Annotated in this window: 14 protein-coding genes; 8 read left to right on the plus strand and 6 right to left on the minus strand. The window is 40.6% G+C overall.

Going from position 1 to position 14,804, the window contains the following annotated elements; all coding sequences use genetic code 11:
* Positions 1-59: 59 nt before the first annotated feature.
* Positions 60-560 carry a c-type cytochrome gene (locus IC612_RS01830; RefSeq protein ID WP_194738472.1) on the minus strand — a complete coding sequence of 167 codons (501 nt, stop codon included), beginning with the start codon at positions 558-560 and terminating at the stop codon, positions 60-62.
* A gap of 166 nt (positions 561-726) precedes the next feature.
* Between IC612_RS01830 and IC612_RS01835 the strand changes: the two genes are divergently transcribed.
* The 3 genes from IC612_RS01835 to IC612_RS01845 all read left to right on the plus strand — a co-directional run bounded on the left by IC612_RS01835 (position 727) and on the right by IC612_RS01845 (position 4,370).
* Positions 727-1,104, plus strand: coding sequence for a c-type cytochrome (locus IC612_RS01835; protein ID WP_194738473.1), 378 nt, complete (start codon positions 727-729; stop codon positions 1,102-1,104).
* A 147-nt stretch (positions 1,105-1,251) separates the two neighbouring features.
* The gene (dnaK, locus tag IC612_RS01840; protein WP_194738474.1) at positions 1,252-3,147 is read left to right on the plus strand and encodes a molecular chaperone DnaK; all 1,896 of its coding nucleotides are present in this window, start codon (positions 1,252-1,254) and stop codon (positions 3,145-3,147) included.
* Between the two features lie 209 nt (positions 3,148-3,356).
* Positions 3,357-4,370: a nucleoid-associated protein gene (locus IC612_RS01845; RefSeq protein WP_194738475.1), complete on the plus strand. Its 1,014-nt coding sequence runs from the start codon at positions 3,357-3,359 to the stop codon at positions 4,368-4,370.
* A gap of 35 nt (positions 4,371-4,405) precedes the next feature.
* Here IC612_RS01845 and cysK read toward each other — a convergent pair whose 3' ends face one another.
* Positions 4,406-5,338: a cysteine synthase A gene (gene cysK / locus IC612_RS01850; RefSeq protein WP_194738476.1), complete on the minus strand. Its 933-nt coding sequence runs from the start codon at positions 5,336-5,338 to the stop codon at positions 4,406-4,408.
* Between the two features lie 16 nt (positions 5,339-5,354).
* Complete coding sequence (locus IC612_RS01855) at positions 5,355-6,179, minus strand: serine O-acetyltransferase (RefSeq protein WP_194738477.1); 825 nt, start codon at positions 6,177-6,179, stop codon at positions 5,355-5,357.
* Between the two features lie 213 nt (positions 6,180-6,392).
* Between IC612_RS01855 and IC612_RS01860 the strand changes: the two genes are divergently transcribed.
* Positions 6,393-7,319, plus strand: coding sequence for a malate dehydrogenase (locus IC612_RS01860; protein WP_194738478.1), 927 nt, complete (start codon positions 6,393-6,395; stop codon positions 7,317-7,319).
* A gap of 54 nt (positions 7,320-7,373) precedes the next feature.
* On the opposite strand, the gene IC612_RS01865 is transcribed toward IC612_RS01860, so the two are convergent.
* Positions 7,374-8,783: an alkaline phosphatase gene (locus IC612_RS01865; protein WP_194738479.1), complete on the minus strand. Its 1,410-nt coding sequence runs from the start codon at positions 8,781-8,783 to the stop codon at positions 7,374-7,376.
* Between the two features lie 111 nt (positions 8,784-8,894).
* Between IC612_RS01865 and pafA the strand changes: the two genes are divergently transcribed.
* A complete protein-coding gene (pafA, locus tag IC612_RS01870) occupies positions 8,895-10,526 on the plus strand; it encodes an alkaline phosphatase PafA (RefSeq protein ID WP_194738480.1) in 1,632 nt (543 codons plus the stop codon).
* Between the two features lie 41 nt (positions 10,527-10,567).
* Here the strand turns inward: pafA and IC612_RS01875 are convergent, their stop codons facing one another.
* A complete protein-coding gene (locus tag IC612_RS01875; protein ID WP_194738481.1) occupies positions 10,568-11,095 on the minus strand; it encodes a DUF4136 domain-containing protein in 528 nt (175 codons plus the stop codon).
* On the minus strand, positions 11,092-11,277 hold the full coding sequence (locus IC612_RS01880) for a DUF5522 domain-containing protein (RefSeq protein WP_194738482.1): 186 nt from the start codon (positions 11,275-11,277) through the stop codon (positions 11,092-11,094). Before IC612_RS01880 ends, IC612_RS01875 begins: the two co-directional genes overlap by 4 nt.
* Positions 11,278-11,316: 39 nt before the next feature.
* Between IC612_RS01880 and IC612_RS01885 the strand changes: the two genes are divergently transcribed.
* From IC612_RS01885 to rpoN, 3 genes are all read left to right on the plus strand, one after another.
* Positions 11,317-11,643: a hypothetical protein gene (locus tag IC612_RS01885; protein ID WP_194738483.1), complete on the plus strand. Its 327-nt coding sequence runs from the start codon at positions 11,317-11,319 to the stop codon at positions 11,641-11,643.
* Between the two features lie 112 nt (positions 11,644-11,755).
* Entirely contained in the window at positions 11,756-13,204 is a 1,449-nt protein-coding gene (gene asnS, locus IC612_RS01890; RefSeq protein WP_194738484.1) for an asparagine--tRNA ligase, read from the plus strand.
* Between the two features lie 78 nt (positions 13,205-13,282).
* Complete coding sequence (gene rpoN / locus IC612_RS01895; RefSeq protein WP_194738485.1) at positions 13,283-14,761, plus strand: RNA polymerase factor sigma-54; 1,479 nt, start codon at positions 13,283-13,285, stop codon at positions 14,759-14,761.
* Positions 14,762-14,804: the final 43 nt, after the last annotated feature.

Here is a 14,804-nt window from a genome sequence, read left to right on the forward strand (position 1 = left end):
ATTTGATTTTCTGTAAGAAGGAAAAAAGGTGGCAGGATTGTACCCTGCCACGATAGAGATTACTTTGCTCCGTCGATTTCTCTCATGTATTCAAGTACATTCCGAGCTTCAGTATCTGTAAGACCCTGGTTAGGCATTCTTACTAAACAAAGTTCGAGTTGCTTTTGAAGTTCAGGATCAACGTCAATCATAGGGTCAGGATTGGATATAAAATTCATAATCCAATGCGGAGTATTTCTTTCTGTTACTCCTTTCCATCCCGGACCTACCAATCTCTCGTCGGTTGTTTTATGGCAGGAAATACACTTAACGTCCGCCACAGCTTTACCTTGGGCCGCCATAGCTGGATCAAACGAGGATACATCTACGTTGGTTTCATCGTATTTACCTAGACCTCTTTTCGGGTCGTACTCACTGGCGGAAGAGCTGGCAGTAGTAGTGGTTTCAGTCGTGGTAGCAGAAGAGTCTGCCGTTGGAATGGAACTTTCCTTTTTGTCGCCTCCACAGGATACTAATGCAAGTACAAGTGAGGAGAGTGCTAGAATTTTCAATCTTTTCATAATGGTTTTTTTTAGTATGAAACAAAAGTAGTTTAGATTCGTATTTTGACTTTATGACCCTAGTCATAGAGTTGATATGACTTTTATTAGGTGGGTAAAAAAAGAATAAAATTTCTATATTTGCAGTAGTGTACCACTATACTTATCAAATATACAAAAATAATCTATGAGAAATATTACATTTTTATTACTTGCCGGGTCAGTTCTTTTTTCATGTTCCAAGAAAGAGGAAAACGTTGCAGTAGAGTCTAATGTGATGCTTGAAGAACCTGCCGTTGCAACAGCTACAAGTACGCAGCCTGAAGGTCTGACATTAATTCAAGGCATGGACTGCTTGACTTGCCATAAAGAGGAAGGAGCTTTAGTTGGACCTTCGTACAAAGAGGTCGCTGCTAAATATACTGAGGCAGATATTGATCAATTAGCAGATAAGATTATAAACGGAAGCGTTGGTGTGTGGGGCCAAATTCCAATGACTCCCCATGCCGGACTGAGTAAAGAAAACGCTAAAAAAATGGTAGAGTATATTTTAACACTTAAATAATGTCTGCTTGAAAATACGAAAGCACCTTTTTTAAGAGGTGCTTTTTTTATGTGCTAATTTTACGTGACAATTTGTCACAACCATTTTTCGTGGTATATTTTTAGAGATGCAGTAAACAAGTAAACTTAGAAATTAAATATAAATAATATGAGCAAAATTATTGGTATTGACTTAGGAACAACCAACTCTTGTGTGGCTGTGATGGAGGGAAAAGACCCTGTGGTTATTCCTAATGCAGAAGGAAAAAGAACAACGCCATCTATTGTGGCCTTTACTGAAGATGGAGAAAGAAAAGTGGGAGATCCTGCTAAAAGGCAAGCGGTTACCAATCCTACAAAGACTATTTATTCAATCAAAAGATTTATGGGTACGCATTTCTCTGAACTGACTTCAGAGGATAAAAATGTGCCATACGAAGTAGTGAAAGGTGCCAATGATTCCGTAAAGGTTAAAGTTGGAGACAGAGAATATACTCCTCAAGAAATTTCTGCTATGACTTTGCAGAAAATGAAAAAAACTGCAGAAGACTACCTTGGACAGGAAGTTACTCGCGCAGTTATAACGGTTCCTGCCTATTTTAATGATGCACAGCGTCAGGCTACCAAAGAAGCTGGAGAGATTGCCGGTCTGAAAGTAGAAAGGATCATTAATGAGCCTACGGCTGCAGCACTTGCTTATGGTTTAGATAAGAGCCATAAAGATCAGAAAATCGCAGTGTACGATTTAGGTGGAGGAACGTTCGACATCTCGATCCTTGATCTTGGTGACGGAGTATTTGAAGTACTATCTACCAATGGTGATACACACTTGGGAGGGGACGACTTTGATAATGTAATTATTTCTTGGCTGGCTTCCGAGTTCCAAGCAGAAGAAGGTGTAGACTTAAAGGCAGACGCAATAGCACTGCAAAGACTAAAAGAAGCAGCGGAAAAAGCGAAGATTGAACTTTCTTCCTCCACGCAAACCGAAATCAATCTACCGTATATCACTGCAACAGCTACAGGTCCAAAACACCTTGTCAAAACTCTTACGCGTGCTAAATTTGAACAGCTTGCTGAAGACTTGGTAAGACGCTCTATGGATCCTTGTAAGAAGGCACTTTCTGATGCTGGACTTTCCCCTAGTGATATTGACGAAGTAATCTTAGTAGGAGGATCTACAAGAATACCTAAAATTCAGGAAGAGGTTGAAAAGTTCTTTGGCAAGAAGCCTTCGAAAGGAGTAAACCCTGACGAGGTTGTAGCCGTAGGAGCAGCAATTCAGGGTGGTGTACTAACTGGTGATGTAAAAGATGTACTTCTTTTAGATGTTACTCCACTTTCACTAGGTATTGAAACTATGGGATCAGTATTTACCAAATTAATTGAAGCTAACACTACTATTCCTACAAAAAAATCAGAAGTTTTCTCCACTGCTAGTGATAACCAACCTGCAGTAAGTATTAGAGTAGGTCAGGGAGAAAGACCTATGTTCAATGATAATAAGGAAATTGGACGTTTTGATTTAACTGATATTCCGCCTGCACCAAGAGGTGTGCCTCAGATTGAGGTAACATTTGATATTGATGCCAATGGTATATTACATGTTTCGGCTAAAGATAAAGGAACCGGAAAAGAGCAGTCCATTAAGATTCAGGCAAGTTCTGGACTTAGTGAGGATGAGATTGCGCGCATGAAGCGTGAGGCAGAAGAAAATGCAGCTGCTGATGTGAAGAAAAAAGAAGAGGTGGAGGCATTTAACAAAGCCGATGGCCTTATTTTCCAAACTGAAAAGCAACTTAAAGAATTCGGAGAGAAACTCTCTGCAGATAAAAAAAGTGCAATTGAATCTGCTGCTGCGGAACTTAAAACTGCATTTGATGCTAAAGATCTGGATTCGGTTAAGGCTAAGACAGAGGCATTGGACGCGGCATGGATGGCAGCATCAGAAGAACTTTACGCTCAGGGACAACCACAGCCGGGACAGGACGGAGCTGGAGCATCGTCCGCGGGCGCAGGGGCTAATGATGATGTACAAGATGCTGATTTCGAGGAAGTCAAGTAAACATTAAGAACTACATATATAATCATTTTAAATCGCTGTGAATTAAATTCACAGCGATTTTTAGTACCTAATCAGGGCGGCACGAACGAAGATAAATGCTTCCCGGTAGATACAGTGTACTAATTATTAGAAGATTGAGGAGAAAGTGCTTAATGGTCTTCTAAGTAATTCAAATCCTGTATTTTTGCAGACCTCATTAATTTGCACTTATGATTACCAGTTTAATAACACACTACGTGGGAAATGCGGTCCTACAGCATCCCCTAAAGCTATCTGAAGTATGCTGGGATCTCCCCCAAGCTTCCAAGGAATTATTGGAAGAAAAGATACTTCTGCAGTTTAAGTCTCTTGAAGAATTTGAATTCAAGCACGAGGTGTCATTGCAGCACCATACCTTATATCAAGAAGTGAAAAAAATATTCGTAGGCAAGGAAGCATTTGTCACTTCTTCGCAGGAGATAGCCTCACGTCTTTATCATCTTGCATCAAATCCCCGAACCCCCGACGGTCATTTGCTTATTGCTAAGATTGAAAAGGATCCCGAAACCGAGGCCGATTACGATAAACTACTTATCCTAAAATTGGAGAGTATGGGATTTTACTTGAAATCGGAACAGGACGATGAACAAGTGGAACTCCACTTGAGCGAGGGCTTTATTTTAGATAAAATAGACAAAGGTTGCCTTGTTTATAATACTAATGAGGATAATGGCTACGTAGCACATGTGTTTGACAGAAAAAAAGGTGCAGATGCAGCATACTGGTTTGACAATTTTTTAAATGTCGCGCCAAGAGCTAATGAATTCTTTCATACCAATGAGACGCTCGCTCTGTACAAATCATACATCTCAAAACAGTTGCCTGCAGAATTTGAAGTTTCCAAAGCGGATCAGGCTGAATTTTTAAACAGGACAATGGATTTCTTTAGTGAGAAAGACCATTTTGATTTTAATGAATTTACGGAATCGGTATTAGAAGACAAGGAACTAATTGAGAGTTTTGTCAACTATAAAACGGATCATGAGCATCAGACGCAAGTCTCGATTTCTGAAGATTTTAATATAGACCCCTTAGCAGTAAAGAAAAACCAGCGGTTCTTTAAAAGTGTCATCAAGTTAGATAAAAACTTTCATATTTATGTGCACGGAGACCGCAAACGGATCGAAACGGGTCAAGATGAAAAAGGAAAATACTACCGGCTTTATTTTGACGAAGAGAAATAGTGTCCAAACTCCGGTAGTATAATAGGTAAATTGTTTTATTGCGCGAAGATCTTTTCAGCGAATAGACCTTCAACCGACCAATAGCGTTCGCCGGTATCATAATTGAAGGTCAGAATCTTCTTAGGCTCTTGAATATCTTTAAGTTGTTTTACCACCGCGGCGATTGATGCGCCAGTGGATATCCCTGCTAGTATTCCTTCTTCCCTGGCAAGGCGCTGGGTATATTCAAAAGCCTCTTCTTTAGATATTTTTATCACACCGTCTACAGCCGCTCGGTCCAGCACCTTAGGAACAAATCCAGCACCGATACCCTGCAAAGGGTGTGGTCCTGGGGAACCCCCTGAAAGAACCGGTGAATCTTCCGGTTCTACTGCGAATGTTTCCATAGACGGGTTAGTTTCTTTCAGCACTTTCGAAACGCCTGAGATATGTCCCCCAGTTCCTACACCAGTAATTAAATAATCCACACCTCCTTGTAGTTCTTTCAAAATTTCCTGGGCGGTGGTAACTTCGTGAATCAAAGGGTTGGCCTTATTCTCAAACTGCTGGGGCACCCAGGAATTTGGAATCTGCTCGGCAAGTTGCATGGCTTTTTTTACCGCTCCACTCGTACCTTCGGCCTTTGGAGTGAGTACAAACTCAGCGCCATACGAGGACATAAGAAGTCTTCTTTCTCTACTCATGCTTTCGGGCATTACTAAGATAAGTTTGTATCCTTTGACGGCACATACCAAAGCTAGTCCCACTCCGGTATTACCTGATGTAGGCTCGATAATTACAGTGTCCTTCTTGAGCTTGCCCTCCTGCTCAGCTTTCTCAATCATTGCCAAGGCAATACGGTCTTTTATGCTCCCTCCCGGATTGAATTTTTCCATCTTTATGAACACATCGTGCTGACGTGGAACAATTTTGTTTAGTTTTATTAGAGGCGTGCCTCCAATAGTCTGTAAGATATTCTGATAAATCATATGCGTTTTGATTTTGTTAAATTATAAAATAGACAGGCTCCTCATTAGTAACACTGCTTTTTACCACTTTTTGACTTTTGTGGTAAACCATCGAATAAGGTTCTATGCTTTCTGTAAGCCATACATTTCCTCCTACTACGCTACCTTTCCCTATTACCGTCTCACCTCCCAGTATGGTAGCATTGGCATATATTGTCACCTGGTCCTCTATGGTAGGGTGCCTCTTGAATTGTTCCGGATATTTTTCAACAGATAACGCGCCCAGAGTAACTCCCTGATAGATCTTGACGTGATTTCCTATCACAGTGGTTTCTCCAATGACCGCTCCCGTCCCATGATCTATGAAGAAATGAGATCCTATTTCTGCGCCTGGATGAATATCAATTCCGGTTTTACTGTGGGCAAATTCCGTCCAGATTCGTGGCAGAAGCTCCACTCCTTTCTGATGAAGTGCATGTGCAAAACGGTATATAGCCACAGCGTAGAATCCTGGATAGGCATAGTACACCTCTTCTATACTCTTGGCAGCGGGGTCGCTCTGTAATGCACTACGGGCATCCAGTTCAAGCTTGCTGTAAATTTGAGGAAATTCCGAAAATAGCTCTTTTGTAAGCATCTTTGGATTGGTACTTTTATCCGAAACGGATGTAAGCAAGAATTCGAACTCAGTTTTAAACGATTCAATCCGATCCTTGATTTCTAGCTCGGAACTGCAACGGTGGTAATCAAGGAAGAAAATAAAACGAAAGAACTGGTCGATGAAGTCTTCAATTCTTTTTTTTTCCAGATCGTATCTACGATTGGAATAGCCTTCAAAAATGTGCGTAACCAAATTACTCATAATACAAAGGTAGATGTTTATGGATATAAAGCACAGGGCTTTCCGTTAATAGTTTCACTTGAAGATTTCGTTTATTTCTATCGGAACCAGAAGTCTTAATATGACAAAAATTGTTCCATTTGCATTGTCTATCCAGCCACATATTTGTAAATTTGAATACAATTTTCAACTCTATGAAGGTTGATAGACCCGATACAATTTAAATAATATATTATGAAAGTAACCGTAGTAGGTGCAGGAGCTGTAGGAGCTAGCTGTGCAGAATACATTGCGATGAAGAACTTCTGTTCAGAGGTAGTGCTTGTGGATATTAAAGAAGGATTCGCCGAGGGAAAGGCAATGGATTTGATGCAAACTGCATCATTAAATGGATTTGATACCAAAATATCTGGAAGTACAGCGGATTATTCTAAAACAGCTGGGTCTGATGTGGCCGTAATAACTTCGGGCATACCACGTAAACCAGGTATGACCAGAGAGGAACTAATCGGTATCAATGCGGGCATTGTCAAGGAAGTTACTGAAAACCTGGTAAAACATTCTCCAGATGTAATTATAATAGTAGTTTCAAACCCAATGGATACTATGGCTTATCTGGTACATAAAACCTCAGGACTTCCTAAAAATAAGATAATAGGTATGGGAGGAGCATTAGATAGTGCTCGTTTTAAATACCGACTAGCGGAAGCATTGGATGCTCCTATTTCCGATGTAGATGGAATGGTGATTGCTGCCCACAGTGATACAGGCATGTTGCCATTGTTAAGCAAAGCTACTCGTAATGGGGTGCCAGTAAGTGAATTCCTCTCTGAGGACCAACTAAGTTACGTTCTGGAAGAAACTAAAGTAGGAGGAGCCACTTTAACAAAGCTTCTAGGTACCTCAGCTTGGTATGCTCCGGGAGCGGCCGTTTCGGTAATGGTACAGGCCATTGCATGCGACCAGAAAAAAATGATACCTTGTTCGCTAATGCTTGATGGAGAGTATGGAGAATCTGATATTTGCTTAGGAGTGCCTGCCATAATCGGTAAGAATGGAGTGGAGCAAATAGTAGAAATTCCTTTGACCTCTGAGGAAAAAGAGAAATTTCAGGCTGCTGCGAAAGCAGTGCGTGAAGTCAACGGGGATTTAAAATTCTAAGCTTATTTCACCTGAATAAAAAATGGAGCTCCCGTCGGTGAGCTCCATTTCTATTTAGAACTTGTTTTCCACATGGGCGGCTACTAGTAGCATCTCGTGTATATCGGTATTTCTTATAAAAGGTTTTAAATTTTCACTTCCCGGACCGTACATTGCAATTTCGGTATAATCAGCACTGTGGTCCATACTGATCCACCCTACGGATATATACTGTTTCTGTATTTCGGCCAGAAGCTTAAAAGGTAAATGACGAGCATTATAGACCCCATTTTCCATACTCGCTTCTTTATAGTAGGATAATAACTGAGCCGCTTCTTCGTCAGTAATTCTTATTGCTGCATTTGCTTCCGCTACTCGTTCTATTATTTGATTTTTAGTGGTTGAAGGAGTGATGCCTTGAAGAATCCATTCGTTGGAATGCGTGAAGTGGTGTACACGGTCAAAATTCTTGTCGGCCTCTTTTCCGTATATTATTCCAGGGTTTGCATTTCCATGATCGCTTGTAATGACAACCAAAGTGTTTCCATCTTTCATTGCAAAATCTAACACTTTTCCCACTGCCTCATCAAAGGCAAGTTGGTCGTACAGTAGGCCGCCGATATCATTACCATGTGCTGCCCAATCCACTTTACCCGCCTCAATCTGAAGTACAAATCCTTGGGGATGCGATTGCATCTGTTCAATGGCCTTGACGCTCATTTCCGCTAATGTTGGAACGTTAGTGGAGAGAAGGGAAGAACTGTTGTGATCGATCGAATAGGGTAGTCCGTCCGTCTCGAATATGCCCAGGAGCGGATAATGAACCGAAGCCTTAAGCAGCTCCTCCTTTGATTTTACTACGGAATAGCCCTTCGTGCGAAATTTCTGGTACATGTCTGTTTTATCGTCTCTAAAGGAAGCATCAAAATACTTGCTTCCGCCTCCCAGCAGAACATCAAATCCTAAGGTGCTGTAAAGGGAAGCAATCTGCTCCTGTGAATTTCTGCTCTTGGTAGCAACGCTAAAACCGGCAGGAGTTGCATGGGTAATGGGCACTGTTGTAACGCAACCCACCTTTTTTCCCGATTTTTTGAATTTTTGAAGTATGGGTAAATATTCCTCTCCACTCGGACTTATATTAAGACTTCCATTATTTACTCTTTGTCCACCACCCCACGAGGAACTTGCCGCGGCCGAGTCGGTCACAATGGAGTTAAGTGAAGCCATGTCCATTAAACCTCGTTGTACCTGGCTTTGTTCATAAAGGGATATCCAATGGGAAGGTCTGCCAAATTTTCTCCTTGAGTACAGATCTGCCATTGCTAACGTACCACTACTCATACCGTCACTAACCATAAAAATAATATTCTTGGCTCTTTTCGAAGATGGGGCAAGGGGGAGAACCTGCCCTTTGGAGATTATTGGAGTTAAAGCTAGTCCGCCTAGTGCAAGGCTACCGCCTCTAAGAAAATCTCTTCTTTTCATTGTAATTTATTTTTTCAAAAATATCAAAACGAATGTTAAGCCAATATGAAATATCGTAGAAAGAACTTCTACAGAGTAAATTATGCTAAATTTGCCATAAAATAAAGAGTCATGAAAATCCGTGGTATTGTAGCAGTTTTGCTTTTTAGTGGTGTAATTTTCAGTAGTGCGCAACAAATTGAACAACCTCCTAAGCTGGTTGTGGGAATGGTCGTAGACCAGATGCGCTGGGACCAATTATACCGATTCGAAAAACATTTCGGTGAAGGTGGTTTTAATCGGCTTTTAAAGGAAGGGTATAATTTCAATAATGTCATGATTAACTATATTCCAACCGTTACGGCATTGGGACATACGTCGGTGTATACTGGTTCGGTTCCTTCCATTCACGGAATTGCCGGAAACGATTGGACCGATCGTAGAACTGGACAAAATGTATATTGTACCACAGACGCGTCCGTCAAAGGCGTGGGATCTTCTAGTGAGAAAATAGGAGCGCATTCACCCCATAATTTATGGAGTACCACTATTACGGACCAATTGCGAATGGCTAGTAATTTTAGATCCAAAGTAGTTGGGGTTTCACTTAAAGATAGGGCAGCCATCCTTCCTGCGGGGCATAACCCTACTGCAGCATTTTGGTTTGACGAGGGAACGGGGCACTTTGTGACGAGTTCGTACTATATGAATGAACTTCCGGAATGGGTTCGCAAATTTAACAGCAAAGACATAGGAAGTCAACTCGTACGAAATGGCTGGAATACTCTAAAGGACATTCGCGAGTATAAAGAAAGCACGGAAGACAACATGCCATGGGAAAATACCATCGGCAGTGCTAAAGAACCTGTTTTCCCTTATAGTAACTTAGCCAAAGACTATAACGAGAAGAAAGGGGTAATCCGGTCTACTCCCTTTGGTAACACCCTCACACTTCGAATGGCTGAAGCATCGCTGGAAGGCTATCAGTTAGGGCGTGGTGAAGAAACGGATTTTCTGGTAGTCAATATTGCCTCCACAGATTACGTTGGTCACACTTTTGGGCCTAATTCTATTGAAGTTCAGGATACCTATTTGCGATTAGATAAGGACTTGGAGATTTTCCTAAATGCCTTAGACCAGAAAGTAGGCAAAGGAAATTACCTATTCTTCCTTACTTCCGACCATGGTGCAGCGCATTCAGTAGCTTATATGAAGCAAAACAAAATGAGTTCAGATTTTTTTGATAAAGACTTACTCAGTGGTTTAGAAAAGGAACTGGAAACTTTACTAGGTCAGAAAGATCTTATTTATACCATTGACAATTACCAAGTGTATTTTAATGAGTCTTCAATAATGAAAAATGGACTTTCACTCGAGCAGGTAAGCAAAGCGACCACCGATTATCTTAATAGAGACCCGCGAGTGCTCTATGCCGTTGATTTAAGCAAAGTGGGTTCCGCACCAATTCCCGAACCCATAAAATCAAGAATTATTAATGGCTATAATTGGCAACGCAGCGGACATATCCAGATTATAAGTCACGATGCTATGTTACCTAGCTATTCACTTAAGGGAACCACGCATAGTGTATGGAATTCCTATGATGCACATATTCCGCTCATTTTTATGGGTAAAGGTATCTCTCAGGGGCAGAGTAGTAAGCCTTACTATATGACAGATATTGCGCCTACCCTCGCGCAACTTCTAAAAATTGAAAACCCGAGTGGCAATATCGGAGAGCCGATAGTAGAACTCTTGGATTAGAAAAAAAAGGCTTTTTCGATCGAAAAAGCCTTTTTTATTTATTAATTTTTTTCCGGTGGGTATTGAGAGAATATCTCTTCAATAATTTGCGGTATCTGCTTCTGTTTCGCTTTAGGAGAATCGATTGAGATTCCTTCTCCGATTCCTTGCCATACTAACTTTTGCGTTTTAGCATCAATTATATCAATTACCAGTGCTCCTTGATTGTAATTGGACGACCAGGTTCGTCCCATTCCAACCCCCCAGCCCCAAGGGCTTCCCCATCCGTACATTCCGAATGGACGGGAGGATTGTACTTCATTAATTTTCTTATGACGTGCTTTCACGTTGATGATTAAATCCGGATTATTATCCACCTTCAGTCCTTTGGCCTGCAATTGCTTAGAGACCTCATTAAGAACCCTGTCTTTATCTAAATCGTTAAGCTTTAAATCGTCAATTCTTAATTTGTAGCTGTCGTAGGTGCTAAACTGGGCGGTTTCTGCATAATCACTTTGAACCTGAAATGGACTACAGGAAAAGAGTAATACAGCTGTAGAGATCATGAGTAGAAAAACTGATTTTTTCATTTTTTGCTTTTTAGTTGATTGTTTTTAAAAGTGTCGGTCTTTTTATCGTAACCGTAAGGGCAGTGTTTGCAGCCACTTTTACAGCAGTAGCCACGCTTAAGATGGTAGGCCTCTGTGAAAACGCGGTATCCCTGCTCGTTGTAATAAAAATCCTCACCTTCTTTGATGTTCAAATTACTCATTGGTTAAATGCAAATCTATAATTTACGTAATATTGCTCTGTGATTATTCTTGCCTCATTAATACTCAAAAATACAAAAATTAACGCCCTGACACTATTTCCTTTTATTTTGGTGCGTGAACGAAAAGATTTTAAGGATACGGTTTTGTTAAACCACGAGAAGATACATCTTCGGCAGCAGTTAGAACTTCTAGTGGTGCTATTCTATGTGTGGTATGTATTGGAATTCTATTATCATTGGTTTCGTTTGCGTAATAGGGAACTGGCATACCGGAGTATTTCGTTTGAAAAGGAAGCCTATGCCAACGAGAGGGATTCCCAATATCTATCCAAGCGTACATTTTGGCAGTTTCTAAAATATAGGTAAGACACGTTGTTTTTAAGCACCTCTGAAGGTGCTAGTACAGTAAGGTAAAAATGGTTCTGTACCGGATAATTACCTTGCTTTTTTGTACCTTTGCATTATACAGATTACATCTATGGAAAAGAAAACGGTTAGGGATATTTTAGAAGGTTATAAGAAGTTTTTGCATCATGATATAACAGTTTATGGTTGGGTTCGAGCGTTCCGCTCCAACCGCTTTATTGCTTTAAATGACGGGTCCACAATTAAAAACCTGCAGATTGTAGTTGAGTTTTCCGAATTTGACGAACAGCTGTTAAAAAACATTAATACCGGCTCTTCTTTAAAAATACTTGGCGAAGTAGTAGAAAGCCAAGGTGCCGGACAGACGGTAGAAATCATTGCAAAGAAAATCATCGTTTTAGGAGATAATCATTTTGAAGAATTACAAAAAACTATTCTTCAACCAAAGAGGCATTCCTTGGAGAAGCTTAGGGAAGAGGCACACTTGCGGTTTCGGACTAATTTATTTGGTGCAATTTTTAGAGTGCGTAGTGCTGTTAGTTTTGCAATTCACGAATTTTTTAACAAAAAGCAGTTTTTCTATATTAACACTCCCATCATAACAGGTGCTGATGCAGAAGGTGCGGGGGAAATGTTTAGTGTCACTGCCCTTAATTTAAGTGATCTTCCAAAGGATGCGCAAGGTGCGGTTGATTTTACGCAGGACTTTTTTGGCAAGAAAACGAACTTGACCGTATCTGGTCAGTTAGAAGCAGAGACCGCGGCTATGGGACTAGGAAGAGTATATACCTTTGGGCCTACTTTCCGTGCGGAGAATTCTAACACTACGAGGCATCTAGCGGAATTCTGGATGGTTGAGCCTGAAGTAGCTTTCAATAATCTCGAAGATAATATTGATTTGGCAGAAGATTTTTTAAAATACGTAATCGGTTATGTACTAGAAAATTGCAAGGACGACTTGGCTTTCTTGGACGAGCGATTCACTCAGGAGCAAAATCAGAAACCGGAAAAGGACAGAGCTAAGGAAGGACTTATCGAAAAATTGGAGAATGTACTTTCCAAAAGATTTAAAAGAGTGTCCTACACGGAGGCTATTGAAATCCTAATGAACTCCAAAGAGAATAAAAAAGGTAAGTTTCAGTTTCCTGTAGAAAATTGGGGAACAGACCTGCAGTCTGAACATGAACGCTATTTGGTAGAAAAACATTTTGAATGTCCTGTAGTATTGTTCGATTACCCTAAAGAAATTAAAGCCTTTTACATGAGGCTAAACGACGATGGTAAAACAGTGGCCGCAATGGATGTCCTTTTCCCAGGGATTGGAGAAATTATAGGAGGATCACAAAGAGAGGACCGTCTTTCAGTTTTAAAGGCAAAAATGGAGCAGATGGATGTGGATACTGAGGAACTGTGGTGGTATCTAGACACTAGGAAATTTGGATCTGTACCTCACGCCGGATTTGGTCTAGGTTTGGAGCGACTGGTCCTGTTTGTTACCGGAATGACTAATATTCGAGACGTCATACCTTTCGCTAGAACACCGAAGAATGCGGAATTTTAATAAATTGTAAAACAAGCCGAGAAAATCATATAAGCAGTTTAAGAGCCAAGCTGATATTTTTGTAAACCAAAGAAGGATATGTTAAAACAAAACCTGCAACTCAAATTAGGACAGAAGTTGGCTCCCCAGCAGATTCAGCTAATGAAGCTGATTCAGCTTCATACATTGGAATTTGAAGAGGAACTAGAAAGGGAGCTGGAGGAAAATCCTGCACTCGAACGGGCAGAGGAAAATAAGGAAGAGGATAACTACGAGGATCTTGGTACCGATTACGAAGAAGAAGGTACGGATACAATTGACACGGATTTCGACGTTGAGGAGTATTTGTTTGACGATGAGCCCTCCTATAAGACTGCTTCCAGTAATTTTTCTGCAGACGACGAAGAATTTGATAACGAAAGCCTTCTTACAGAAGGTCAAACTCTTTATGACTATCTGATAGAGCAAATCCGTCTGATTAATATTGACTCTGAGGATTTGAAAATTGCGGAATATGTTATCGGGAATTTAGATACGGACGGTTATCTGCGACGCGATCTCAAAGCTATTGTGGATGATTTGGCTTTCTCTCAGGGAATTTATACAGACCGAGACAAAGTTGCAGATATTTTAGAAAACTATATACAAAAGCTTGATCCCCCAGGCGTTGGCGCTCGCAATCTTCAGGAATGTCTTTTACTTCAAATAGAAAAAAAAGTCAGTGCAAGCAAATCCGTCTCACTTGCTGCGTCAATTCTTCGGAATCAATTTGATGCCCTTACCAACAAGCATTACAACAAAATCATGCAGAAGTACGATCTTGAGGAAGAGGATCTGCGTGAGGCATTGGACGAAATTGCAAGGCTTTCGCCAAAAGTAGGTGGAAACTTCGACACCCAGACTATTACCATCAATCAAGAAATCATACCCGATTTCGTTATCCAGGTAAAAGAAATTTCCAAGGGTAATTATGAGGTGATACCTTTATTAAATAGTAAGAATGCTCCAACTCTAAGGGTATCGGACGAATACAAAGAGATATTATCCACATACTCTCATGATAAGACTTCATCAGAACATAAGCAAGCGGCTCTTTTCATAAAGCAGAAGTTGGATGCAGCCAAATGGTATATCGATGCCATCAATCAAAGGCAAAACACTTTATTGCAGACAATTACGGCTATTGTCAAACTCCAGAAGGAGTATTTCTTAACGGGCGACGATAAGTCCCTAAGACCTATGATCCTAAAGGACGTGGCGGATATTACAGGTTTTGATATATCCACTATATCAAGAGTAGTAAAGAGTAAGTACGCCGATACTCCGAACGGAATTGTATACTTAAAGGATTTGTTTTCCGACTCCCTTACAAATGATGATGGAGAGGAAGTTTCTACTAAAGAAATAAAAATGCATCTCCAGGAGGCCATTGAACGGGAAAATAAGCGCAAGCCTTTTACGGACGATGCGTTAGTAGGTATTTTAAAGGAAAAAGGATACAACATTGCGCGCAGAACCATTGCCAAGTACCGCGAACAGCTAAATATTCCTGTGGCACGACTACGCAAGGAACTTTAATTCTGATTATTTGCAGTGTTCAATGCATAAATGCACATCTGAA

Origin of the sequence: Planobacterium oryzisoli (genome assembly GCF_015354315.1) — a bacterium.
Lineage (GTDB): Bacteria > Bacteroidota > Bacteroidia > Flavobacteriales > Weeksellaceae > Planobacterium_A > Planobacterium_A oryzisoli.